This window comes from Streptomyces sp. NPDC058534 (genome assembly GCF_042717365.1).
Taxonomy (GTDB): domain Bacteria; phylum Actinomycetota; class Actinomycetes; order Streptomycetales; family Streptomycetaceae; genus Streptomyces.
This window is the reverse complement of sequence record NZ_JBHXNW010000048.1, coordinates 1-23460: the sequence shown is the minus strand read 5'-3', so window position 1 is coordinate 23460 and position 23460 is coordinate 1. Positions and strand designations below refer to the sequence as shown.

The following is a 23460-nucleotide window of genomic DNA, read 5'->3' as shown; positions in this document are numbered from 1 at the left end:
CCCCACCGATATAAACCCCTCGCTCTGCGCCGGCCGCGTCTGTTGTGTAAACGCCCCCGGGGGGGGGGGGGGGGTGCGCTGTGGGTGGGCCCGCGGGGGGGGGCCCCGACCGGTTCTCCGGCGCCGCGCGTCCTGGCCCGGTCCACGTTCCCGGCCCGGTCCACGTTCCCGGCCCGGTCCACGTTCCCGGCCCGGTCCACGTCCCCGGCACGTGGCTGGGCCGGCACCCGCACCTGGGCGGCGGCCTCCGCCTCAGGGGCACCCTGCGCGCTGGGCCTCACGGGTCCTCCTGTGGGACGTGTCGGTACTTGGGGTCATTACGGCGGGTTGTCACCTGTCCGTCAAGCACCATAAGGGCAGGGGCCGTCAGTTCACATCCCAAACATCTTGGGTAAGGTAAGGCTTACCTTTAAGCTGCCCGTTCTTCCGGCCCGGATCGGTGGTCCCGCATGCCTGTCGCCCGCTCGGCCCTCACGGACGCCTACGCGCGCCTGGCGGCGGCCCTCCCGGGACTGGGCGTCACCGAGCTGGACGCGGACGGCGAGGTCCCGCGGGGCGGCGGCTGGGTCACCGCCGACGCGCTCGCCGCGGGCGGGACGGAGCTGACGGAGTTCCTCGCCTGGGACGAGGCGCAGGTGCTGCGGGACTACGGGCAGCGGGCCCGCCCGGACGTGCTCGCGAGCTTCGGACTGCACCGGTACGCGTGGCCGGCCTGCCTGCTGATCACCGTGCCGTGGTTCCTGCACCGCAGGGTGCCCCGCTACCCCGCGGCCCGCGTCGCCTACGACCGCACCGCCGACGGGCTCCCGCTGGGCCGCATGGCGGTGCGCGGGTCGGGCTTCGCCTGCCTGCCGGGTGACCCGGCCGCCGCCCTGCCCGGCGCCCGGGTGGTCGCCGACGAGGAGGCGCTGCGCGCCGAGGTACGGGCCTCGGTCGCCGAGCACCTGGAGCCGGTCCTGGCCGGATTCGGCCCCCGCATGCGGCGGCGCGGACGCGCCCTGTGGGGCATGGCGACCGACGAGGTCGTGGAGGGCCTGTGGTACGTCGCCCACCTGCTCGGCGAGCAGGAGCGGGCGCGGCACGAGCTGGAACTGCTGCTGCCGGGCGCGACCAAGCCGTACGTCGGCGACGCGGCCTTCCGCGAGCTGAAGGGGCCGGACGGCGAACCGCTGCACACCCGGGACCGGGCGAGCTGCTGCATGTTCTACACCCTGCGCCCCGAGGACACCTGCGCCACCTGCCCGCGCACCTGCGACGCGGACCGGGTGAACAAGCTGCTCGCCACGGCGGGTTGAGCCGTTACGCGTCGCGGCAGGTTTCCGCCGAACCACTCGTACGGGCGGTCTTCTTCGAACTCAACTCCTGCCCGTCATGCGGCAGTTCGAGCAGAGTGCCGCCCTGGGTACCCCCTCGCACCCCCTTGGCGGCCTCTTGCCCCGAAACCCTCTGAGGGCAGCTGGGTTTGGGCCACCATGGCGGGCGTCACGCCCTATCCCACTGCAAGGGACCCCAGATGAGATTGACCGACATATCGCTGAACTGGCTGCTTCCGGGCGCCGTGCTGCTCCTGGGCATGCTGGCGGCGGTGGCGGTGCTCGCGCGCGGCAAGCGTTCCCCGGGGAAGGACGCGGGCGCGGACGACTCGTGGGAGCGGATGGAGGAGCGGCGCAGGCGCAAGGAGGCCCTCTACGGCACCGTCTCCTACGTCCTGCTCTTCTGCTGTGCCGCGGTCGCCGCGGCGCTCTCCTTCCACGGTCTGGTCGGCTTCGGCGAGCAGAACCTCGGCCTGAGCGGCGGCTGGCAGTACCTGGTCCCGTTCGGCCTCGACGGGGCGGCGATGTTCTGCTCCGTGCTCGCGGTGCGCGAGGCCAGCCACGGTGACGCGGCGCTCGGCTCGCGCATACTCGTGTGGACCTTCGCGTTCGCCGCGGCCTGGTTCAACTGGGTGCACGCGCCCCGCGGCCTCGGCCACGCGGGTGCCCCGCACTTCTTCGCGGGCATGTCCCTGTCGGCGGCCGTGCTGTTCGACCGGGCCCTCAAGCAGACCCGCCGAGCCGCGCTGCGCGAACAGGGCCTGGTGCCGCGTCCGCTGCCGCAGATCCGCATGGTGCGCTGGCTGCGGGCCCCCCGGGAGACGTACCGCGCCTGGTCGCTGATGCTCCTCGAAGGCGTGCGCAGCCTCGACGAGGCGGTCGAGGAGGTGCGCGACGACCGGCGCCAGAAGGAAGAGACCAAGATGCGGCGGCGCGAGCAGGAGCGCCTGGAGCGGGCCCAGCTCAAGGCGATCAGCCGGGGCCACGGCCACCGGGGCTTCCCCGGCCGCGGCGGCCGTCAGGTCGAGGTGCAGCAGGTGGAGCGGGGCACCGAACGCGCCACCGCGGAGCCTGCGATATCGGCTCCGGAGCTGCCCGTGCGCCGGCGTCCCTCCCTCCAGCCCGTGCGGGGCGGGACCGACCAGGTCACCGTCGACCTCACCGCGGAGGACGACACGCAGGCCCTGCCGCGCCTGGACTCCCTGGAGCGCAAGCTCAAGGACCTGGAGCAGCAGTTCGGCTGACGGACCGCACGCGGATGTGAAGCCGCCTGACGCGCCGGTCCGCCGGCGTCTCAGGCGGCTTCGGCGTCCAGTTCGAACCAGACAGACTTGCCCACCTCGCAGGGCCGTACGCCCCAGTCGTCGGCGAGTGACCGCACCAGGACCAGGCCTCTGCCGTTGGTGCTCTCCTCCGGGTCCGGGGTGCGCGGCCGCGGCGGCCGGCCGACATAGTCCCGTACCTCGACCCGCAGCGCGTGCGGGCCGACCGTGGCGGTCAGGACGGCGCCCTCGTCGGTGTGGACCAGTGCGTTGGTGACCAGCTCGCTGGTGAGCAGCTCGGCTATCTCCGACTGTCCGGGCCCGCCCCAGTGCCGCAGCAGCTCACGCAGGGCCCGCCGGGCCTCGGGCACCGCCCGCAGGTCCGCCCGGCCGAGCCGCCGCCTCAGGTCCGGCGCGGCCCGCTTCCTCATGTCCCCCGTCGGCGTGCTGATGTCGTCTCCCCCTTCTGGTCGTGCGTCTTCACGGTCGAACAACTTCACGGGGGAAGCCTTGCCCGTTCGGGCGCCCGGCAGTCATACCGATTGGCGGCGACCGCCACGTCCGGTCACGGCCGGGGCACGTTGCGCAGGTTCGAGCGGGCCATCTGGACCATGCGTCCGACCCCGCCGTCCAGGACGATCTTGGAGGCGGACAGGGCGAAGCCGGTGACCATGTCGGCGCTGATCTTCGGCGGGATGGACAGTGCGTTGGGGTCGGTGACGACGTCGACGAGGGCCGGGCCCTTGTGCTTGAACGCGGCCTTCAGCGCCCCCGCCAGATCCTTGGGCTTCTCCACCCGCACCCCGAAGACGCCGCACGCCTCGGCGACGGCGGCGAAGTCGGGGTTCTTGTTGCCCACGCCGTGCGAGGGCAGGCCGGCGACCAGCATCTCCAACTCGACCATGCCGAGCGCGGAGTTGTTGAAGAGGACGACCTTCACCGGCAGATCGTGCTGGACCAGGGTGAGGAAGTCGCCCATCAGCATGGTGAACCCGCCGTCGCCGGACATCGAGACGACCTGCCGGCGCCGGTCGGTGAACTGGGCGCCGATCGCCATGGGCAGCGCGTTCGCCATCGAGCCGTGCGAGAACGAGCCGATGATGCGGCGCCGCCCGTTGGGTGAGATGTAGCGGGCGGCCCAGACGTTGCACATGCCGGTGTCCACCGTGAACACCGCGTCGTCGTCGGCCAGGTCGTCCAGCACGGCGGCGACGTACTCGGGGTGGATCGGGACGTGCTTGTCGACCTTGCGGGTGTACGCCTTGACGACGCCCTCCAGCGCGTCCGCGTGCTTCTTCAGCATCCGGTCGAGGAAGCGGCGGTCCTTCTTCTCCCGCACGCGCGGGATCAGACAGCGCAGGGTCTCCCGGGCGTCGCCCCACACCGCGAGGTCCAGCTTGGAACGCCGGCCCAGGCGCTCGGGCCGGACGTCGATCTGGGCGATCTTCACGTCGTCGGGCAGGAAGGCGTTGTACGGGAAGTCCGTGCCGACCAGGATCAGCAGGTCGCACTCGTGGGTGGCCTCGTAGGCGGCGCCGTAGCCGAGCAGACCACTCATCCCCACATCGAACGGATTGTCGTACTGGATCCACTCCTTGCCGCGCAGGGCGTGCCCCACCGGGGACTTGATCTTCTCGGCGAACTCCATCACTTCGGCGTGCGCCCCCGCCGTGCCGCTGCCGCAGAACAGGGTGACCCTGTCGGCGTCGTCGATCATCCGCACCAGCCGGTCGATCTCCTCGTCGCCGGGCCGGACGGTCGGCCGGGAGGTGACGAGTGCCGTTTCGGCGGCCTTCTCCGGGGCGGGCTCGTCCGCGATGTCGCCGGGCAGCGAGACGACACTGACGCCGCCCTGGCCGACGGCGTGCTGGATGGCGGTCTGGAGCAGCCTGGGCATCTGCTTCGGGCTGGAGATCAGCTCGCTGTAGTGGCTGCACTCGCGGAACAGCTGGTCGGGGTGGGTCTCCTGGAAGAAGCCCAGGCCGATCTCGCTGGACGGGATCTGCGAGGCGAGGGCGAGGACGGGGGCCATGGAGCGGTGGGCGTCGTAGAGCCCGTTGATGAGGTGGAGGTTGCCGGGACCGCAGGAGCCGGCGCACGCGGCCAGCTTCCCGGTGATCTGGGCCTCCGCGCCGGCGGCGAAGGCGGCGGTCTCCTCGTGCCGGACGTGCACCCATTCGATGCCCTTGTGCCGGCGCACGGCGTCCACGACCGGGTTCAGGCTGTCGCCGACGACTCCGTAGAGGCGTTCGACCCCGGCGCGGGTGAGGATGTCGACGAACTGTTCCGCGACGTTCTGTTTGACCATGGCTCTACGTATGGCACAGCGAGCGGCCTCACGCCTCCCAAACGGCGGCTGCCGTACGGTCGTCCGCGTACCCCTTGACCCGGACGCCGGTGTCGGCGAGGAACTCCCCGAGTCCGGGCGGGGGGCGGCCCGTCCACCGCCGCGCGAGGAGTCCGCCCAGCTCCGGCTCGCTCAGCAGCGGCTCGGCCAGGCCCGTGGTGCACATCAGCAGCACATCACCCGGCCGGGCTACGGAGGCCCGGAAGCGGAACGGCCGGCGGGGCGGCTCGTCGGGCGGCCCGTCGTGGGCGCCGGGGGGTGTGGTGATACCCAGATCCATGGTGAGCCGGTCGCCGTCGGGCGTCTGGCTCGGCCGGTCGGCGGGCGTGCCCCTGGGCAGCGAGCCGAAGCCGAGAACGGGCTCGCCGGTGACGTCGCCCGCGCTCGGCTCCATGTCCCGCCAGGCGCCGTCCCGCAGCCTCAGCAGTCCGCCGGGGCCGACGCCGAAGAACACCCTGGTACGGCAGGCGGGGTCGGCGGGGAGTATCAGGCAGCGCAGGGAGGCGGCGTACTCCTGCGGGGACAGGCCCTGTTCGGCGGCGCCCGCGCGGAGCCGGCCGAGGCTGCGGTCGGTGAGGCGGTGCAGGCCGGACTTGAGGTCGCCGCGCCGGGCGGCCCGCAGGTCCTCGGCGAGCCGGGCGTGGCTGCGGCCCACGGCGCCGCCGATCCACCGGCAGACCTCGGCCGCCGCGCGGTGCGCCCCGGCGGTCGCGCGGGTGCCGGTGGCCATCGCCACCAGGACCAGCGCGTGCTCGCCAGCGCCGAACCGGGCGACGAGCAGCGCGTCGCGCCGCGGCTCGCCCCGGTACCGGGCGGAGTCGCCGCGCGCCGAGACGGCCCGCAGGACGCACGTCCCGTACCGGGCGCCGTCAAGGACGGTGTCCGGCACCAGGTCGTCGAGCCCGTCGGGGTCGGCGGGCGGCAGGGCGGTGGGCTCGGCGTCGTAGGTGGGCGGCCCGGACCCGACGAAGTCCCGCGCGGGCCCGGCGCCCGGTTCCGGCAGCGGCCGCGGCGCCACCGAAGGAAGGAACGGCGGCGGCAACGGCGGCAGCCCCGCCTCCGTCGGCTCCCGGAGATCCGCGGGCCCACTCCCGGAGGCGGTACGCCCCTGCGGCTGTCCGGGCGCCGCGTCCGGCGACGGGAGTGGCGGGGGCGGCTCGGGCTGCGGGGACGCGGGCGGCGGAGGCTGCCAGGGCGGCGCGGGCTGCGGGCGCTCCGGGGACGACGTCCCGGGGCGCGGTGGGTCAGGGGGCCGAGGGTCGTTCATGGGCCTCGCCGGGCCCGGGCGGGGCGCGGGCTGTGGGACGGCCGGGGGCGTCGCGGATCGCGGAGGGGCCGGGGGACGCGAATCGTCCGGGGGTCGTGGCGGCCGTAGGGCGTCCGGGGAAGGGACGGAGCCCGGGCCGTCCGTGCGCTGTGTGCTGTCCCGGGGCGAGGCGGGGTGTAAGCCGTCCGTCGGCTGTGGAGTGGGTCGCGGGTGGTCCGGGCGCGGGGGCGCCGGGGTCCCGGTGGGTTGGGACGGGAAGTTCGCCGGGGCGGTCGGTGTCGTGGGTGTGGGTTCCCAGGGGGCCTGCGGTGGAGGCGGGCCGCCCCGGGGGCCGGGGACGGTGGGCGGGCGCGTGGCCGAACCGTCCGTCACCGTGTCCGACGCCGAGGCGAAGCGGTCGTCCAGGGAATCGGGTGCGGCCGTGGGGCCGGTGTCGTCGGTGGAGTCGTCGTACAGCTGCCCCCACCAGTCGTCCTCAGGACCGGTGGGCCTTCCCCCCTGCTGACTCATGCTCCTGATTGTCCACCGACGGGGCCGGATGGAAACGGGGCATCCGGAAATTCCGGCGGACCGGCACGCGCCGGGCGGCGTATCGCGGGACGGCTCGAACAGGGTTGCGAGGTGAAGTGGCCGAGCGGTCCCACCCCCCACGGGAGAACCGCTCGGCGTCGCCACCTTGGCAGAGTGACCGGCGGTACGGCGATGATGTGCGGAGGCGGGTTTGCGCCGTGGCCGTATTCCGCCACGGACGCTGGTTCTCGGGGAGGGACGACGGCTGATGCTGGGAGTGCTGGGGCTGGAGGACACGCACGAGTCGGCGTACCGGGCGCTGGTGTCCCTGGGCGCCGCCGACGTGCCCGACCTGGCCAGGCGGCTGGCGCTGGGTGAGCGGGACACCGAGCGTGTGCTGCGCCGGCTGGAGCAGAACGGACTGGCGGCCCAGTCCTCCGCCCGGCCCGGCCGGTGGGTCGCCGCGCCGCCGGGGGTGGCCCTGGGCGCGCTGCTCACCCAGCAGCGGCACGAGCTGGAGAAGGCGGAGCTGGCGGCGGCGCTGCTGGCCGAGGAGTACCGGGCGGCGGCGGCCGAGCCCGCGGTGCACGACCTGGTGGAGGTGGTGACCGGCGGCGCGGCGGTCGCCCAGCGTTTCCTCCAGCTCCAGCTGGGGGCGACCGAGGAGGTGTGCGCGCTGGTCACCGGCAACCCGGTCGCCGTCACCGGCATGGAGAACGACGCGGAGGAGCAGGCCACCGGACGCGGCGTCCGCTACCGGGTGGTGGTCGAGCGGTCGGTGCTGGACCAGCCGACCGGCATCACCGAGCTGACCGCCGCGCTGGGCCGCGACGAGCAGGTGCGGGTGGTGGACCGGGTGCCGACCAAGCTGGTGGTCGCCGACCGGGCGCTCGCCCTGGTACCGCTCACCGCGCGCTCCTCGGAGCCCGCCGCGCTGGTGGTGCACGCCAGCGGGCTCCTGGAGCTGCTGTCGGGCCTGTTCGAGGCGGTGTGGCGGGAGGCGCTGCCGCTGTGCCTGGGCGCCTCCGGCGTGACCGAGCACGGCCCGGACGCGCCCGACGGCACCGATCTGGAGATCCTCTCCCTGCTGCTGGCCGGGCTCACCGACGCCAGCGTCGCCAAGCAGCTCGACCTGGGCCTGCGGACCGTACAGCGCCGGGTGAAGCGCCTGATGGAGCTGACCGGGGTCACGACCCGGCTCCAGCTGGGCTGGCACGCCTACGAACGGGACTGGGTGGCCAGGAAGCGCTGACCACCCGGCCGCTCACACCCGCCTCCGCCGCGGACATCTGCGGATGGGGCCGGTCTCCTGCACCCTGGACAGATGGGAGCGTGGGACCTCCTGCTGGCCGGCCTGGTCATCCTGCTCGGGCTGTGCGGCGTCCTGTTTCCCGGCGTGCCCGGGTCGTGGCTGGTGTGGGCCGGGGTCCTGTGGTGGGCGCTGAAGGATCCGCAGCCGCTCGCGTGGGCCGTGCTCGTCGGCGCCACCGTCGTCCTGCTGCTGTCCCGGGCGGTGCGCTGGGCGCTGCCGACCCGCAGGCGCCGCCGGGACGAGGCGATGCGCCGGCTCACCGCGTACGGCGGCGCGGGCGCGGTCATCGGCTTCGTCCTGGTCCCGGTGCTCGGCGCGATCCCCGGCTTCATGGGCGGCATCTACCTCGCCGAGCGGCTGCGGCTCGGCCGGCACGGCGAGGCGAGGGCGGCGCTGCGGACGGCGATGCGCTCGGGCGGCGCCGACGTACTGGCGGAGCTGTTCGCCTGCCTGCTGATCACCGGGGCGTGGGTGGGGGCGGTACTGGCCGGCGGCTAGGAACGGCCGGACCGGCCGTCCAGGGCGCCCTCCAGGGTGAGCAGCCGGGTCTTGCGGTCCAGGCCGCCCGCGTATCCGGTCAGGGCGCCGTCGGCGCCGATCACCCGGTGGCAGGGGCGCAGGATCAGCAGCGGGTTGGCGCCGATCGCGCCGCCGACGGCCCGGACCGCGGGCCGGGAGGCCCCGACGCGCGCGGCGATCGCGCCGTAGGTCGTGGTCGCCCCGTAGGGCACGTCGTCGAGGGCGGCCCACACCCGTTCCCGGAAGGCGGTGCCCTCGGCGCGCAGCGGCAGCCTGAAGTCCGTCAGCTCACCGGCGAAGTAGGCGGCGAGCTGCTCCTCGGCCGCGCGGAAGGGCCCGGTGTCGTGCCGCCAGCCGTCCTGGACGCTCCGGCCGCCCTTCTGCCCGGGCACGGACAGCGAGGTGAGGGCGCCGTCCGGGCCCGCGGTGAGGAGCAGCCGTCCGACGGGGCTGTCGGTCTCGGTCCAGTACGTCACGGACGTGCCGGTGGTCGTCGTGGTCGTCGTGGTCATCGGTCCTGCTCCCAGTCTCCTGCTGCACGCAGGTGGTTCACAGCGTACGAGCGCCAGGGGCGCCAGCTGTCGGGCACGGTCGGGTCGGGCGGGGCGGCGTCGGGGTCGCCGAGGGCGCGGGTGCGGACGACCGCGGCCGTCCCGGCGTCCATGCCGGGCACGGCGAGCAGGGCGCGTTCGGCGTCGTCCCGGTCGGCGCCCGGGTCCAGGCGTACGGTGCCGTCGGCGAGGGCGGCGGCGAGCGCGCCGACGGGGCCGTCCGGCTCGGCGTCGGCGAGGACCGCCGGTTCGGGGAAGAGGTGGGTGAGGGTGCCGCAGGGCGCGTCGAGGGCCTTGCCGTACCGCTGGACCAGCCGCTCGGCGGCCGCGCGCCCGGCCAGGGCCCGGACGGCGAGTTCGTCGGGGTCGGCGGTGCCGGGTGAGCGCAGCCCGGGGCGGGCGGCGACCAGGGGGGCGAGGCGGGAGTCGGCGCCGAGGCGTTCGTCCACGGCGTACGGGTCGGCGTCCAGGTCGAACAGCCGCCGCAGGCGCTGCACCGAGGTGGTCAGGTCACGCAGATCGGTGAGGTGGAGGCGGGCGGCGAGCCAGCCACCGCCGTTGCCCTGGGCGCCCGTGCGCTCCTCGACGGCGACGATGCCGGTGCCGTACGGCAGCCGCAGGGTGCGCCGGTAGCGACGGTGGCCGGGCAGACCGCTGACCTCCTCGATTCCGGCGACGGCCTCCCGCTGGAGCAGGTCGAAGACGGGTCCGGCCTGGTAGGGGCCGCGGTGGGCGAGGCGCAGCGGGACGCCGGCGGACGGGGTGGCGGTGCGTCGGGAGGCGGCCCGGTCGGCTGCCGGGGCGGCGGCGCGGACGTCGCTCGGGGTGGCCGCGTACACGGCCCGGATGGTGTCGTTGAACTGCCGCACGCTGGCGAACCCGGACGCGAAGGCGATCTCGGTGACCGGCAGGCCGGTGGTCTGGAGCAGGACGCGCGCGGTGTGCGCCCGCTGGGCCCGGGCGAGGGCGACGGGCCCGGCGCCCAGCTCGGCGGTGAGCTGCCGCTGCACCTGCCGGGCGCTGTAGCCGAGGCGGACGGCGAGTCCGGCGACGCCCTCGCGGTCGACGACACCGTCACCGATCAGCCGCATGGCCCGGCCGACGACGTCGGCCCGGACGTTCCAGTCCGCCGATCCCGGCACGGCGTCGGGGCGGCACCGCCGGCAGGCCCGGAACCCCGAGCACTGCGCGGCGGCCGCCGTCGCGAAGAACCGCACGTTGCGCCGTTTCGGCGTGACCGCGGGGCAGCTGGGCCGACAGTAGATGCCGGTCGTGCGCACGGCGAAGAAGAACGCGCCGTCGAACCGGGCGTCCCGGCTGCGTACGGCCTCGTACCTGCTGTCCTCGTGCGCTGTGCGCTGTGCTGTGCGCTGTACTGTCTCGGTCACGCTGTCCAGTCTCCGCCAGTCCGGCGGACCGGGCTGGCGGAAATCGGACATGACATCCGGGGGTGACGGCGCCGGTGGCTACCTGGGCCGCAGGTGGCTACGGGTGCCGCAGGTGGCTACCGCGGGCCGCCGCCCCGCTTGGCCTCCATCGCCGCCCGGCCCATGGCGCCCCGGCGCTTCCACTCCTTGCGCATCTCCGCCCGCAGCCGGGCGTCGGTCTTGGCGACGATGCGCTGGTTCTCCCGCATCAGCTTGCGGTAGCTCTCCAGCCGCCGCTCGGGCAGCTCGCCGGAGTCGAGGGCACCAAGGACGGCGCAGCCCGGCTCGCGCTCGTGGGCGCAGTCCTGGAACCGGCAGCCGCGGGCCAGCTCCTCGATCTCGGCGAACACCTGCCCGACACCGCTGCTCGCGTCCCACAGGCCGACGCCCCGCAGTCCGGGGGTGTCGATCAGCACTCCGCCGCCGGGCAGGGCGAGCAGGTTGCGGGTGGTCGTGGTGTGCCGTCCCTTGCCGTCGACGTCCCGGATCCGCTGGACGTCCATGACGTCCTCGCCGAGCAGGGCGTTGGCGAGCGTGGACTTGCCGGCGCCGGACTGTCCGAGCAGCACCGCCGTGCCGCCGCCGACGAGGGCGCCCAGCACGTCGAGCCCTTCGCCCTGCTCGGCGCTGACGGAGAGCACCGGCACGCCGGGCGCGGTGGTCTCCACGTCCTGGACGAGATGCGACAGGGTCACCGGGTCGGGCACGAGGTCGGCCTTGGTGAGGACGACCACGGGCTGCGCCCCGGACTCCCAGGAGAGTGCCGGCTTGTGCAGCAGTGCCTCACCGCTCGAACTGGACATGGCCAACGCCAGGAACCGCTCGATCCGCCCAAGGTCGAGCTCGACGGCGAGCGACACACAGATGACGACGTGATCGATATTAGTGGCCAGCACCTGGCCCTCGGAACGCTTCGACGAGGTCGACCGCACGAAGGCAGTGCGACGCGGCAGCAGCGTCCGTACATACTGCGGCTCCCCGTCCGGGTCGACCGCAACCCAGTCCCCCGTGCACACGACCTTCATCGGGTCACGGGGAACGACGAACTCGGTGTCGGCACGGACAGTGCCGACCGGAGTGACAACATCGCAGAGCCCGCGATCGACGCGGACGACACGACCGGGCACAAGACCCTGGTCGGCATACGGAGCGAACTCGGCCTCCCAGCCCGCGTCCCAGCCGTACGGCGCGAGGGGATGCGAGGCGGACGAGGCGGATTCCAACAGAGAAGAGGAAGACAAGGGGTGACCCTTCACAAGGGCGGCCCCGGCACCGCGCCCGACGGGCACGGGAAGGAATGAGGTCAGCCGGCGGCCACGGAGGTGGACTTGACGAACTTCCGGATGCGGGCAACGCCCGTCGCAGCGACAGCCATCGGTCAACACCTCCCGATCATGCAGAACGAGTACCGCCGGCAGAGTAACCACCGAATCGCGCACAACCTTAGCCACCGCCTTGGGGATGCACCAGCCAATTACCGGCACCACACTTCGGTCTGATGAGGTCACACGGCCTGCAGACGGCGCGCGGCAACGGCCGGGCACGGGCCCGGCCTCCCCTGAGGTGCACTGGCGAAGGTGCCTTGCAACCCTGGCCAGCATCGCGAGCGCCCGATCCCTCACTCAGGATCGTCAGACCCGCCCTTGAGCGACGTGCCGGACAGACGGTCTTCCCCCACTCATACCCACCACCGCCGTTGAATGGAGGCATTCCCGTGAGCGTCCCGTACGCGAGCGCACTCGCCGAGGCCACACCCCTGAGCCACTGGCTGGACAGCGAGGAGGCGCCCGCGGCCTCTCCAGCGCTCGCCGAGGACACCACCTGTGATCTCGCCGTGGTGGGCGGTGGTTTCACCGGATTGTGGACGGCGCTGCTCGCCAAGGAGAGGGATCCGTCGTCGGACGTCGTACTGGTCGAAGCGCGCACGGCGGGCTGGGCCGCGTCCGGTCGAAACGGCGGCTTCGTCTCCTCAAGCCTCACCCACGGCATCGGCAGCGGCGCCGAACGCTGGCCGCGGGAGTTGGCCGAGCTGGAGCGCATGGGGCTGGACAATCTCGATGAGATCGAAGACACGCTGCGACGCTACGGCATCGACTGCGGCTTCCGCCGTGACGGCAAACTGTGGGCGGCGACCGAACCCCACCAGGTCCATGAGATCCAGGCGATGTGCGACCTCGCCGCTGCGCACGGGCGTCAGATCGACTTCCTGTCCCAGGACGAGATCCAGGCCGAGGTGCACTCCCCCACCTTCCTCGCCGGCGCCTCGACAGCGAAGGCTACGCGCTGACCGACCCGGCCAGACTCGTGTGGGGGCTGCGGGAAGTGTGCCTGCGCCTCGTGCGCATCTACGAGAACACACCGGTCCAGCGGATGCGCGAGGGTTCGTACAGCGTCCTCCTGGACACTCCGTACGGGCGGATCGGCGCCCGCCGCGTGGCGCTGGCCGCCAGTGTCTTCCCCTCCTTGCTGCGCAGGCTGCGCCTTTACACGGTGCCTGTCTACGACTACGTCCTGACCACCGATCCGTTCCACTACTACCGGCTCACCGACGCCCACCGCATCCTGTGGGGTGGCTATGACGCGATCTACCACTACGGCAACGGGCTCCGCGAGGAGCTCGACCAGCGGCCGGAGACCTTCGCCAAGCTCGCGGAGCACTTCTTCACCACCTTCCCTCAGCTGGCCGGGGTGAAGTTCAGCCATGCCTGGGGCGGCGCGATCGACACCTGCACACGGTTCACCGCGTTCTACGGGAAGGCCATGAGCGGCCGGGTGGCGTACGCGCTCGGCTACACCGGCCTCGGGGTGGCGGCCAGCCGGTTCGGGGCCGAGGTGATGCTCGATCTGCTGTCCGGCGAGGAAACCGCTCGGACCCGTCTGGACATGGTGCGCAACAAGCCGCTGCCGTTCCCCCCGGAGCCCGTGCGGTATGTGGGCGTGGAGCTCACGCGGCGGTCCTTGGACCGGTCCGACCGCAACGGCGGCCGTCGTGATCTCTGGCTGCGGACATTGGACCGGTTCGGGTTGGGATTCGACTCCTGAGCTTGACTCTGTCGGGGATCTTGACGGTTGAGGTCAGGTGCCGAGGGTGCGCCAGGACTTCGGTCGGGGTAATCCCTGCTGCTCCAGGAAGGTCTGGAAGGCGGTCGGTGGTCTTGGTGAAGAGAGGTCCTCGGCCTCTGACCGGCTGCTGAGTCGTTCAATGTTCACGGCGATGGCCGTGAGTGAGGTTCCCCCGAGAACGAGGCCGTCACGGAGGACGGCTCGTGTTCAGGATCCACTCGGGTGCCGGCGGAAGGCACCCGTGCTGGACGAGTGCGGCCTGCACCGTAAGGGGCCGAGGTCAGGAGTGGCCATGGTTGTGGCTGGGGCCACCGCCGATTCTGCCAGGCTTCTGGCCGGGGGCGACCACCACGAACTGGCCCATCAGGCCCTGATCCTCGTGGTAGAGCACATGGCAGTGGTACATGTACGGGAACCTGGGATCGCTGTGGTCGCGGAACCGCAGAGCGACGCGGATCGGCACGCCGGGTGGGGTGTGGACGGTGTCCTTCCAGCCCCCGAGTTCGGGCGGCGGCTGCTTCCCACCGACGGACAGGACCTGGAACTGGACATCGTGGACATGAAAGTTGTGCTGCACCGCGTCGTTGGTGGTGACCTCCCAGACCTCGGTGGTGTCCCGTGGAGCGGTGAAGTCGATGCGCCTCATGTTCATGGTCTTGCCATTGATGGAGAAGCCCGACAGCTCGAACGTGCGGTCAACTTTCCTGCTCTTGGCGGCCAGTGCGGGTGCCTCGGCCAGCCGCTTCGGCAGCTTGGGTGAGGGCGCCAGGCGGGACGCGGCCTGCAGTTGGAGAATGTCCAGGGTGTCGTCGCCCCCGTTGAAGCGGCGGTCCCAGAAGTTCAGATCGAGCTCTGGGGGAAAGCTGCGCAGAACGGCCCGCTCACCGGGCCGCAGGGTGACCACGATCTCGGCGCGCTCGGCCGGGGAGAGCTGGATGCGCCGCGTCTTGTGTGGGGCGGGCAGTAGCCCCCCGTCGGTACCGACGAGTGCGAACGGCCGGTCGTCGGCGAAGCCGAACCGGTAGAAGCGGGCGTCGGAGGCGTTGAGCAGCCGCAGCCGGATCCGCTCGGTCGTGACCCGGTGGTACGGCGCGGTGGTGCCATTGACACAGATCAGGTCGCCGAGGATGCCCACGCCGCTCATCCGGGGTGTGCTCGCGTCGAGCTGGTTGTCGCCGTCCAGCCGCTTGTCCTGCACGATGACGGGGATGTCGTCCACGCCGTAGCGGCTCGGCAAGGCGCCGCGGGCGACATCCGGCCCCTTGCCGGTGTCGGCCTCGTCGAGGATGAACATGCCCGCCATGCCGCGGTAGACGTGTCGGGCGGTGTGCCCGTGCGGGTGGGGGTGGTACCAGAGGGTGGCGGCCGGCTGGTCGATGGTCCAGGTCGGGGACCAGGTCCTGCCTGGTTCGACGGGCTGGTGCGGGCCGCCGTCCATCCGCGCGGGCAGATGCATTCCATGCCAGTGCAGGCTCGTCGTCTCGGGCAGGTCGTTGCGCAGGTTCACCATCACCGTGTCGCCGCGGGCGGCCCGCAGGGTCGGACCGAGGTAGGGGGCGTTGAGCCCCCAGGTCTCGGTCGCACGACCGGGGCGCAGGCGGTGCTCCCCCTTGGCCGCGCGTAGGTCGAACACCCGTCGGCCCGAGGAGTCGAGACGGCCGGTGTCCAGCGGTGGTATGGCGAGACGCTTGGTGAAATCGACCTCTCCGGCGGTGTTGGTGTCTGCCGTCGTGTACATCCATCCCACCACCCCGCCGGTGGCCGCCGCGGCGGCGGCCACGGTGCCCGCTCCGGCTTTCAACAAGGTGCGTCGGCTGATGCGGCGGTTCACGTCGTACTCCCAGCGGTGGTGCGGATGGCGTCGAATCGTGTGCGATTCGACGTGCGAAGAGGGCTGTGGTGGCAGCGGCCGATGTGTGTCGCAGGGCGGCGGGTTTCACAGATCCAGGACGAGCCGGGGGCCGTGCGCCCGCGACACGCACGGGTGGATGACGTCCCTGCGGTCGCGTTCATGGGGCTGGAGGACGTCGTCACGGTGGTCGGGCAGACCGTCGAGTACCCGGGTCGCGCAGCTGCCGCAGACCCCGTCCTCGCAGGAGAAGTCCAGAGTGGGCTCCACCTCCTGAAGGGCGGTCAGCAGGCTGGTGCCCACGGGCACCGGGACGACCCTGCCGCTGCGGGCGAGTTCGGCCTCGAAGGGCGTGTCCGGTCCCGCACCGGTCCGCGTGGTGGCGGCGAAGCGCTCCAGGTGCAGCCGGCCGTGGGGGCAGGCTGCGGGCATGGCCGCCGCGACCGCGTCCATCAGCGGAGCGGGTCCGCAGCAGTACACCGCGATGCCACGCGGCGCGCCGGCCAGGAGTCCGGCGAGGTCGGGGCGTGGATCGGTGTCCGAGACCGACACCAAGACCCGGTCCGGGTGGTCGCGCAGGAGATCGTCGGCGTAAGCCATGGCCCGCCGTGATCCGCCCCGGTAGACCAGCTGCCAGTCGGCGCCCCGGGACGCCAGCCGGAGGATCATCGGCAGGAGCGGTGCGATGCCGACGCCGCCCGCGAGGAACAGATAGGACGGGGCCTCGGCGAGGGGAAAGTGGTTGCGGGGGCCGCGCACCGCGACCGCCGCACCGGGGGCAAGGGTGTGCGCTTCGACGGAGCCGCCGCGGCCCCGCGGTTCGCGCAGCACCGCGATCCGGTAGGCATCCCGCTGCTCGGGGTCACCGCACAGCGAGTACTGGCGTACCGTCCCCGACGGCAGGACCAGGTCGACATGGGCCCCCGGCTGCCAGGCCGGCAGCTCGCCGCCGTCCGGGCGCCGCAGCTCCAGCTCCACGACCTGCTCGGCGGCTCGGCGGACGGCGGCCACGGTCACCGTCGTCTGCGCGGTGGGGACCCGCTGCGCACTCGGGCCTGCGGATCGAGCCGCCGCGGCCCGGCGACCCCAGCGGGTCCTGCCGCCGGGCTTGAAGACGGAGAGGAACACCGCGGTCCACAACAAAACCGTGAAGACAACCAGGCAGACCGCCAGGGCGAGGCCCGTGCCGCCGGGCTCCTGGGACGGCTCGAGAGCCCGGAGCTCCTGGATCCACTTGTGCTCGACGAACGCCGCGAACAGCGGCAGGCTCAGCGCGATGACGAATTTCAGCAGCACCCACCAGTGCCGGATCAACCCCCACGGCGTGCCCACGGAGAGGACGACACCGGTGATCAGGGCCAGCGCCATGCTCGGGATGACCAGCGTGAGGTCGAACAGGTGCATGATGTCGTACGCGGTACGCCGCGTTCCGTGACCGTCGGCGGTCAACCCCACGACGGAGATGACCACCATCGCCAGCGACAGCCCCAGCCAGCTGACGCTGAAGCCGATGTGCAGCATCAACCAGACCTTGCGCGCCCTGCGCCCCAACTGCGGGAAGCGCGGCTTCATCAGCACGGCAAGCACCGCCGACCCGAGCATCCCGCCCAGCGGCTCGTAGTTGCCGAAGCTGAAGAGGAACTGCAACGGGACGAAGACGAGGTGAAAGACGATCAGCGTCCGGCGGACGCGGACCCCGGACGCCGGCCGTCCCAGCGCCCATCCGGCGACGGCCACCAGCGGCGCCGCCAGCAGATACCCGACCACACCGGCCACCTGGAGCACAGGGAACGCGGGATCGGGGCGGACGTACAGGACGACAGCCTCGACCAGGCAGAAGAGGGCGAAGACGCCTTGCGCCGCCCGCAACGCACCGTTGTTCCGCCGACGCGGGGCGCCGTCCGGACCGGCGATCGGGCCGGGCGCCGTGGTGTGTTCCGGGGGCTGCGGGGGGCTATGAGGGTTCGTGTGCGACATGGCTTCAGCGTCGGCCGGGCGGCAGCCCCCGCACATCGCCTGTTCGCCGCCCACCGATCGGCGGAAAGGCGCAGACCGCACCCGTGCGCGTACAACAAAAGACTGACCCGTCCGGTTCGCGGTCCGGTTAGGGTCGTGCGCCATGGAACCCAGTCCCTGGTACGCGGCGGCCGTCAGACGCTTCCGCCCGGTCATCGAGGTGCTGGTCGCGGTTGCCGTGGCCGTCAGCACGGCTGCCCGGGACGGCGGTTCGGCGAACTTCGCCTACGTCGATCATCCCGGCGGACAGCCGCCCCTGTGGCTGGCCGCCGGCCTTGGGCTGCTGGTCGGCGCGGCGGTCTGGCAGCGACGACGCCGTCCAGAACTGCTGCTGATCGCCGCTCTTGCCGCCTTTGTGGCCCTGTCGGCGTGGATCGTGGTGATGCTCGCCCAGTTCACGCTGGCGGAGCGGACGGCCTCCTGGCGCAAGTCGGCGCTCGCCACCGCCGCCGTTCTGGCGGCGGTGATCGTCCCGGTCTGGCGGATGGGCGGCCCCGATGCCGGCGCCCCCATCGGCCTGGCGATCGGTGTCGTCCCGGCACTGATCGGACTGTACGTGGGGACACGCCGCGAGCTGCTGGCGGGGCTGCGCGAACGGGCCGAGCGCGCCGAGCGCGAGCAGCAACAGCGGGTGGAGCGGGCACGCAGCGACGAGCGCGCCCAGATCGCCCGCGATATGCACGACGTCGTCACCCACCGGGTGTCGCTGATCGTGCTGCATGCCACGGCCCTGGAGGCCACCAAAGGCGACAACGCCGTCACCATCGGCCGGCAGATCGGCGCCATCGGACGCGAGGCACTGACCGAACTCCGCTCGCTGGTGGGCGTGCTGCGCGCCGACGAGGCGGCGCCGACCGCGCCGCAGCCCGGTCTGGCCGACCTGGAGGCGTTGGTCGACGCCTCACGCCGGGCGGGCACGCCGGTCACCCTGGAGATGGCCGACGCCACCGCAGCGGCGGCCGCGGGTCTGCCCGCCCTGGTCGAGCACGCCGTCTACCGCGTCGTCCAGGAGGCCCTGAGCAACGTCCGCAAACACGCGGGACGGGCCAGGACCCGCGTCCGGATCTCCCGCACCCCGCAACTGCTGCACCTGGCGGTGACCAACGAGCACGGCGCGGCCGGACCCGAGCACGGCCTGCCGAGCGGCGGACACGGCCTGCTCGGCATCGCCGAGCGGGTCCGCCTCCTGGGCGGCATCCTGGACGCCCGGCCGACCCCGGAGGGCGGATTCGAGATCTCCGCGCAGGTCCCGCTCGACCCGAATGCGGTCAGGCCGGAGGCGGTCCGATGAGCGAAGGCAGTCCGATGAGCGGGAGCGACCCGACGCGGGTGCTGATCGTGGACGACGAGTGGATGGTGCGCTCGATGCTGCGCACCATCTTGGAGTCCGCACCCGATCTGACCGTGGTGGGCGAGGCCGCGGACGGCGCCGCCGCACAACGCATGGCCGCGGCCCTGCGGCCCGACGTCGTCCTGATGGACATCCGCATGCCAGGGGCCGACGGGCTGACCGCCACCGAGCGGATCACACAGGCCGCCTCCGCTCCCCGCGTCGTGGTCCTCACCACCTTCGACCTGGACGAGTACGTGCGTACGGCGATCCGCAACGGCGCCGTGGGTTTCCTGCTCAAGGACGCCTCGGCGGAAGAGATGATCACCGGGGTACGCAGCGCCGCTCGCGGCGACGCGATGCTCGCGCCGCGGGTGACCCGGCGGCTCCTTCGGCACTTCGCGGCCGACGATGCGCGCGATACGCGGGACGACCGCCGCAGGATGGAAGCCCGAGAACGGCTCCAGGCGCTGACGGCGAAGGAGCGCGAGGTGCTCGCGGAGCTGGGCGGCGGGTCGTCCAACACCGACATCGCCGCCGCCCTCGGGATGAGCGAAGCGACGGTGAAGACCCACGTCAGCCGGATCCTCACCAAACTCTCCTGCGCCAACCGCGTCCAGGCGGCCATCCTCGCCCACCACGCCGGACTCCTCGATTGAGGCGTGACCAAGCAGGCCGCCACCACGGCCATCGACTCGACGGCCCACCTCAGGGCAGCCCCAGGAGGCAAAACAGCCCGGCCGGGGCCGGCCCTGAGCTCGACTCTGTCGGGGATCTCGGAGTTTCCCGGTACGCCAGCATGATCAGCGGGCATGCTCGGGGCTGTTTCGTCGACCGATGCAGTTGTCGAGGTGTCAGTTGTCCCTCCGTCCCCCTTCCGGTGAGCAAGTCCCGTCTTTGACCGCGCAGATCCCCCCGCGAGAGCTGCGCGAGCAGCAGACACCCGAGTGGAAGGCCCGCTACGCGGTCCGCTCCGGGGTGGAGGTCACCGTCAACGAGTTCGCCCACGGACAACGGCATGCGCCGCTGCCGCTACCGAGGACAGCCGAAAGCCCACCTGCAACACGTACTCACGGCCATCGCCGTGAACATCGAACGACTCAGTGGTCTGACACCGGCCGAGGCCATCCTCGCTGCGGCCACCGACTGCCTTCCATGCCTTCCTGGACCAGCGCGGGATCCTCCGGCCGAAGTCCTGGCGAACCTTCGGCAGTTGACCTCAACCGGCGAGATCCCCGACAGAGTCAAGCTCAGTTGACCCAGGTGCCTTGAATGAGGTTCTTGGGCAGGTATTCGGACTCGACCTCAAGGACGAATCCCTTGTCGTGCGCTATCGCGGCGAGGGCGGTGGGAGCGAGCGCGATGAATCCCTCTGGCATTCCGGCGCGTTCACTGTCGGCCGTCCAGAACCGCCTGTGCAGCTCGACCGCCTCCCGGAGGTCCTCGTTGAACTGGCCGCCATTGCCTGCCGCGAGGCTGAAAAGCAGCTTCATCGAAGGGTAATACCGAAGCAGCACAATCTCGGCGGGAGTGCCCCGAAGCGCGTCCGGCGCAGTGAGTTCGATACTGCGGTTGATCTTTGAGTAGAGGTCGTCACCGCCTTCGAAGAAGGTGCGCAAGGCGTCGATCCACGCGTGCATGTACGCGTCGAACCCCCCACCGCCGCCGCGCAGGGTCTGCCCAGGAGTCCGGCAGAGCTCATGAACGAGGTGCCGACCACGGCAGATGACCGAGGTCCACAGGGCGTCGAGCCAGTTGGCGGGCCCGTGACTTCGCGTCGGGCCAGTGCCTTCGACCGTCCGGACCGAGCCGACGGTGTAGGCGAAAGACCCCTCTGCCCTGTTGGCGGTCGCGAAGAATCCTGATCCCGCCTGCGCCGCGAGGAGGACAGCGGCATAGGTCTCCCGCTCCTCCGCTTCGGGGTCCCGGAGCGAACGGTGCTCAGCCAGGGCAAGCGCCCGTTTCGCTATTCCGGAGGTGAGTCCTGGGAGTCTCGATACTTTGGCGAGATAATCATCGATCGTGGTCGACAGCCGGGAAATCTGCCTGTCGGTGTACTCATCGACGGCCACGTGTCTGGATATCCCGACCATTTCTGTCATTCCCCTCACCTGCCGGACTCAGTTGCCGCAATCCTCGTCGTTCATCTCACCCGTCCGCCTCTGTCCCCCTTGGGAGGCATCCGGCGCAGCATGGGCCGGGTCGGATCGAGCTACGACTGTGAGGATGTTCAGGTGCCGCTCCGGGCGGTGGCCTGACCCGAGCTACGACTGGGCGTCGTTGCCTTGGCATTGATCTGTCGGACATGGTCTGGAGCGGCCTTCGCTGCCGCCGGGCAGGGGACGTGTCCCGATAGTGGCCTTCGCGACAGGCACGGTCACAGTCTTGACCGCCCCGGCCCGGCGACGGCCACCAGCTGCGCATGCCGTCCCCACGGGCCGGTGCCGCAGCCCTCGGCATGGTTTCTGGTGACGGCCCACCTGGCCGGTGGCGGGCATCACGTCCTGGCGGTGGAGAGGTGCGACCACACCGTCTGCAGCGGCTCCGGCGCCACCGAGCCGCGTACCTACGGACACGTTTGACCGCTCGCTGTCGGGCCTCGGAGAGCCCGGCTGCGCCCGGCAGCGCCCGGCCCGGCTGCATCCCGGCCCGGGAAGTCGGCAGCGAGCGCGGTGAGCCGCCGCAGACGGCGCGGCTCCAGCCAGCCGTGGTCGACCGCGTCGTACATCGCCCCGTGCCCGCGCCGGTGCTCGGCCGTCAACGTGAACTCGGCCAGCGACGTCACCGGACCGTCCGCGCACAGCACCGCGTCGGTGAGCTCGAAGAGCGCATCCCCACGGGAGTAGAGGCAGTCGTAGAACTCGACACGAAAGTGGGACAACACGCTCAACGCGGTGTCAGCGGGACCTGCACAAGCCGGCGTGCTCGCAGCGGCCGTTCCTTCACGCGACGTTACTCGACACCTCGAAGCGTGAAGAACGGCCGCTCTGCTGTCTCATGAAGCCAAGATCAGCAGGTCAGGTGACCCGACGAGGTTAAACAAGAGCTTACGGACAGGCCCGCCTCCTGCTCGATAAGCACCCCGCCGTAGGCGGGGTCGGTACCGCGATGAACATCGCCGACGACCCCGACCGCGCGCCGGCCCGCTCGCACCTGTACGCCATGGGCCTGACCGACGACGACATGCGCAGGCCCACGGTGGGCATCGCGTCCACGTGGACGGGCACGATGCCCTGCAACCTCACCCACCGCGACCTCGCCCGGCATGTGGCCACCGGTGTGCGCAGGGCGGGCGGCACGCCCATGGAGTTCAACACCGTCGCCGTGTCCGACAACCTCACCATGGGCACGCCGGGCATGCGGGCCTCGCTGGTCAGCCGGGAGGTCATCGCGGACTCCATCGAGCTGATGGGCCGCGCGCACGCCTTCGACGCCCTGGTCTGCATCGTCGGCTGCGACAAGACGGTGCCGGCGGCCATGATGGCGATGGCCCGCCTGGACATCCCGGCCGTGCTCCTCTACAGCGGCAGCATGATGCCGGGCCGCTGGCGGGACCGCGACGTGACGATCCAGGACATGTGGGAGGCCCTGGGCGAGCGCGCGGTCGGCCGGCTCGGCCAGGAGGACGTGGACGACCTGGCCCGCAACGCCTGTCCGGGGGCGGGTACCTGTGCCGCCCAGTACACCGCCAACACCATGGGCGCGGTCGCCGACTTCATGGGCCTGGCGCCCTTCGGCGTCGGTGACGTCCCCGCGGTCGCCGCCGAGAAGCAGGCCGCCGCCGAGCACGTGGGCGAGGTCGCCCTGGACGTCTTCGCCCGGGACGTGCGGCCGTCGCACATCCTGACGCGGGACGCCCTGTACAACGCCATCGTGTCGGTCGCCGCGATGGGCGGCTCCACCAACGCGGTGCTCCACCTGCTGGCGGTGGCCCGCGAGGCGGGTCTCGACCTGGCGATCGACGAGATCGGCGCGATCTGCCGCCAGGTCCCCATCGTCACCGGCCTCAAGCCCTCCGGACCGCACACCGCGGTCGACCTGTGGCGGGCGGGCGGCACCTCGCTGGTGGCGTCCCGGTTGCGGAACGCGGGGCTGCTGCGCGAGAACGTGCCCCTCGTCGACGGCCGCTCCTTCGCCGACGTCGCCGCCGACGTGCGGGAGGCGCCGGGCCAGGACGTGGTGGCGAGCGTGGCCGAGCCCGTGAAGCCGGCCGGTGCGCTCGCCGTGCTGCGCGGTTCGCTGGCGCCGGACGGCTGCGTGCTCAAGCTGGGCGGCCGGGCCGACTTCCGGCGCGAGGGCCCGGCGCGGGTGTTCGACTCGGAGGAGGAGTGCTTCGAGGCCATCCAGGGCAGGCACGTGCGAGCCGGTGACGTCGTCATCGTCCGGTACGAGGGGCCGGCCGGGGGCCCCGGCATGCGGGAGATGCTGTCCATCACGGGCGCGCTGGTGGGTCAGGGTCTTGGCGACTCCGTCGCGCTCGTCACGGACGGCCGTTTCAGCGGCGTCTCGCACGGCCTGGTCATCGGCCATGTCGCCCCCGAGGCGTACCAGGGCGGGCCCATCGCCCTGGTACGGGACGGCGACACCGTGGCGGGGGGGGGGGGGGCCCGCGCCCCCCCCCCCCCCCCGCCCCCCGCGGGGGGCGCAAACACCCCCCCCCCCCCCGCCCCCCCCCCGCCCCCCCCCCCCCCCCC

The 23460-nt window shown here is 72.2% G+C and carries 17 protein-coding genes and 2 pseudogenes; 9 read left to right on the top strand and 10 right to left on the bottom strand.

Annotated features, from left to right (window positions below; translation table 11 throughout):
• Positions 1-449: 449 nt before the first annotated feature.
• Both ACFWR9_RS26665 and ACFWR9_RS26660 read left to right on the top strand, forming a co-directional pair.
• Positions 450-1295: a (2Fe-2S)-binding protein gene (locus ACFWR9_RS26665; RefSeq protein WP_383846412.1), complete on the top strand. Its 846-nt coding sequence runs from the start codon at positions 450-452 to the stop codon at positions 1293-1295.
• Between the two features lie 218 nt (positions 1296-1513).
• Entirely contained in the window at positions 1514-2557 is a 1044-nt protein-coding gene (locus tag ACFWR9_RS26660; RefSeq protein ID WP_383846411.1) for a DUF2637 domain-containing protein, read from the top strand.
• A 50-nt stretch (positions 2558-2607) separates the two neighbouring features.
• Here ACFWR9_RS26660 and ACFWR9_RS26655 read toward each other — a convergent pair whose 3' ends face one another.
• From ACFWR9_RS26655 to ACFWR9_RS26645, 3 genes are all read right to left on the bottom strand, one after another.
• Complete coding sequence (locus tag ACFWR9_RS26655) at positions 2608-3006, bottom strand: ATP-binding protein (RefSeq protein ID WP_352155120.1); 399 nt, start codon at positions 3004-3006, stop codon at positions 2608-2610.
• 134 nt (positions 3007-3140) lie between these two features.
• Positions 3141-4883 (bottom strand): pyruvate dehydrogenase, encoded by a 1743-nt coding sequence (locus ACFWR9_RS26650; RefSeq protein ID WP_383846410.1) that lies wholly within the window; start codon positions 4881-4883, stop codon positions 3141-3143.
• Between the two features lie 28 nt (positions 4884-4911).
• On the bottom strand, positions 4912-5940 hold the full coding sequence (locus ACFWR9_RS26645; RefSeq protein WP_383846409.1) for a protein phosphatase 2C domain-containing protein: 1029 nt from the start codon (positions 5938-5940) through the stop codon (positions 4912-4914).
• A 1027-nt stretch (positions 5941-6967) separates the two neighbouring features.
• Here ACFWR9_RS26645 and ACFWR9_RS26640 point away from each other — a divergent pair.
• Together ACFWR9_RS26640 and ACFWR9_RS26635 are read left to right on the top strand one after the other, a co-directional pair.
• Positions 6968-7951 (top strand): helix-turn-helix domain-containing protein, encoded by a 984-nt coding sequence (locus ACFWR9_RS26640; protein WP_383846408.1) that lies wholly within the window; start codon positions 6968-6970, stop codon positions 7949-7951.
• A 72-nt stretch (positions 7952-8023) separates the two neighbouring features.
• The gene (locus tag ACFWR9_RS26635; RefSeq protein ID WP_383846407.1) at positions 8024-8509 is read left to right on the top strand and encodes a DUF456 domain-containing protein; all 486 of its coding nucleotides are present in this window, start codon (positions 8024-8026) and stop codon (positions 8507-8509) included.
• On the opposite strand, the gene ACFWR9_RS26630 is transcribed toward ACFWR9_RS26635, so the two are convergent.
• The 3 genes from ACFWR9_RS26630 to rsgA form a co-directional block, all read right to left on the bottom strand.
• Positions 8506-9042, bottom strand: a complete 537-nt coding sequence (locus ACFWR9_RS26630; protein WP_383846406.1) for a methylated-DNA--[protein]-cysteine S-methyltransferase — start codon at positions 9040-9042, stop codon at positions 8506-8508. The genes ACFWR9_RS26635 and ACFWR9_RS26630 overlap by 4 nt on opposite strands.
• A complete protein-coding gene (locus tag ACFWR9_RS26625) occupies positions 9039-10520 on the bottom strand; it encodes a DNA-3-methyladenine glycosylase 2 family protein (RefSeq protein WP_383846405.1) in 1482 nt (493 codons plus the stop codon). Before ACFWR9_RS26625 ends, ACFWR9_RS26630 begins: the two co-directional genes overlap by 4 nt.
• 65 nt (positions 10521-10585) lie before the next feature.
• Entirely contained in the window at positions 10586-11749 is a 1164-nt protein-coding gene (gene rsgA, locus ACFWR9_RS26620) for a ribosome small subunit-dependent GTPase A (protein WP_383846404.1), read from the bottom strand.
• Between the two features lie 473 nt (positions 11750-12222).
• On the opposite strand from rsgA, the pseudogene ACFWR9_RS26615 reads away from it, so the two are divergent.
• Positions 12223-13550: pseudogene (locus ACFWR9_RS26615) on the top strand (NAD(P)/FAD-dependent oxidoreductase).
• A gap of 301 nt (positions 13551-13851) precedes the next feature.
• Here the strand turns inward: ACFWR9_RS26615 and ACFWR9_RS26610 are convergent.
• Together ACFWR9_RS26610 and ACFWR9_RS26605 are read right to left on the bottom strand one after the other, a co-directional pair.
• Positions 13852-15402, bottom strand: coding sequence for a multicopper oxidase family protein (locus ACFWR9_RS26610; protein ID WP_383846403.1), 1551 nt, complete (start codon positions 15400-15402; stop codon positions 13852-13854).
• 105 nt (positions 15403-15507) lie between these two features.
• Positions 15508-17397 (bottom strand): PDR/VanB family oxidoreductase, encoded by a 1890-nt coding sequence (locus ACFWR9_RS26605; RefSeq protein ID WP_383846402.1) that lies wholly within the window; start codon positions 17395-17397, stop codon positions 15508-15510.
• Between the two features lie 142 nt (positions 17398-17539).
• Here ACFWR9_RS26605 and ACFWR9_RS26600 point away from each other — a divergent pair, with 142 nt between their 5' ends.
• The 3 genes from ACFWR9_RS26600 (at position 17540) to ACFWR9_RS26590 (ending at position 20024) form a co-directional block, all read left to right on the top strand.
• Complete coding sequence (locus tag ACFWR9_RS26600; protein ID WP_383846401.1) at positions 17540-18727, top strand: sensor histidine kinase; 1188 nt, start codon at positions 17540-17542, stop codon at positions 18725-18727.
• Positions 18724-19425, top strand: a complete 702-nt coding sequence (locus ACFWR9_RS26595; protein ID WP_383846400.1) for a response regulator — start codon at positions 18724-18726, stop codon at positions 19423-19425. The genes ACFWR9_RS26600 and ACFWR9_RS26595 overlap by 4 nt, the downstream gene beginning before the upstream one ends.
• A gap of 359 nt (positions 19426-19784) precedes the next feature.
• Positions 19785-20024: a transposase gene (locus ACFWR9_RS26590; protein ID WP_383846399.1), complete on the top strand. Its 240-nt coding sequence runs from the start codon at positions 19785-19787 to the stop codon at positions 20022-20024.
• On the opposite strand, the gene ACFWR9_RS26585 is transcribed toward ACFWR9_RS26590, so the two are convergent.
• Positions 20017-20868, bottom strand: coding sequence for an immunity 49 family protein (locus ACFWR9_RS26585; RefSeq protein WP_383846398.1), 852 nt, complete (start codon positions 20866-20868; stop codon positions 20017-20019). The genes ACFWR9_RS26590 and ACFWR9_RS26585 overlap by 8 nt on opposite strands.
• 566 nt (positions 20869-21434) lie before the next feature.
• A pseudogene (locus tag ACFWR9_RS26580) lies at positions 21435-21656 on the bottom strand (transposase); the annotation flags it as partial.
• A 218-nt stretch (positions 21657-21874) separates the two neighbouring features.
• On the opposite strand from ACFWR9_RS26580, the gene ACFWR9_RS26575 reads away from it, so the two are divergent.
• The coding region (locus ACFWR9_RS26575) for a dihydroxy-acid dehydratase (RefSeq protein ID WP_383846397.1) at positions 21875-23460 on the top strand (1586 nt) is incomplete at its 3' end.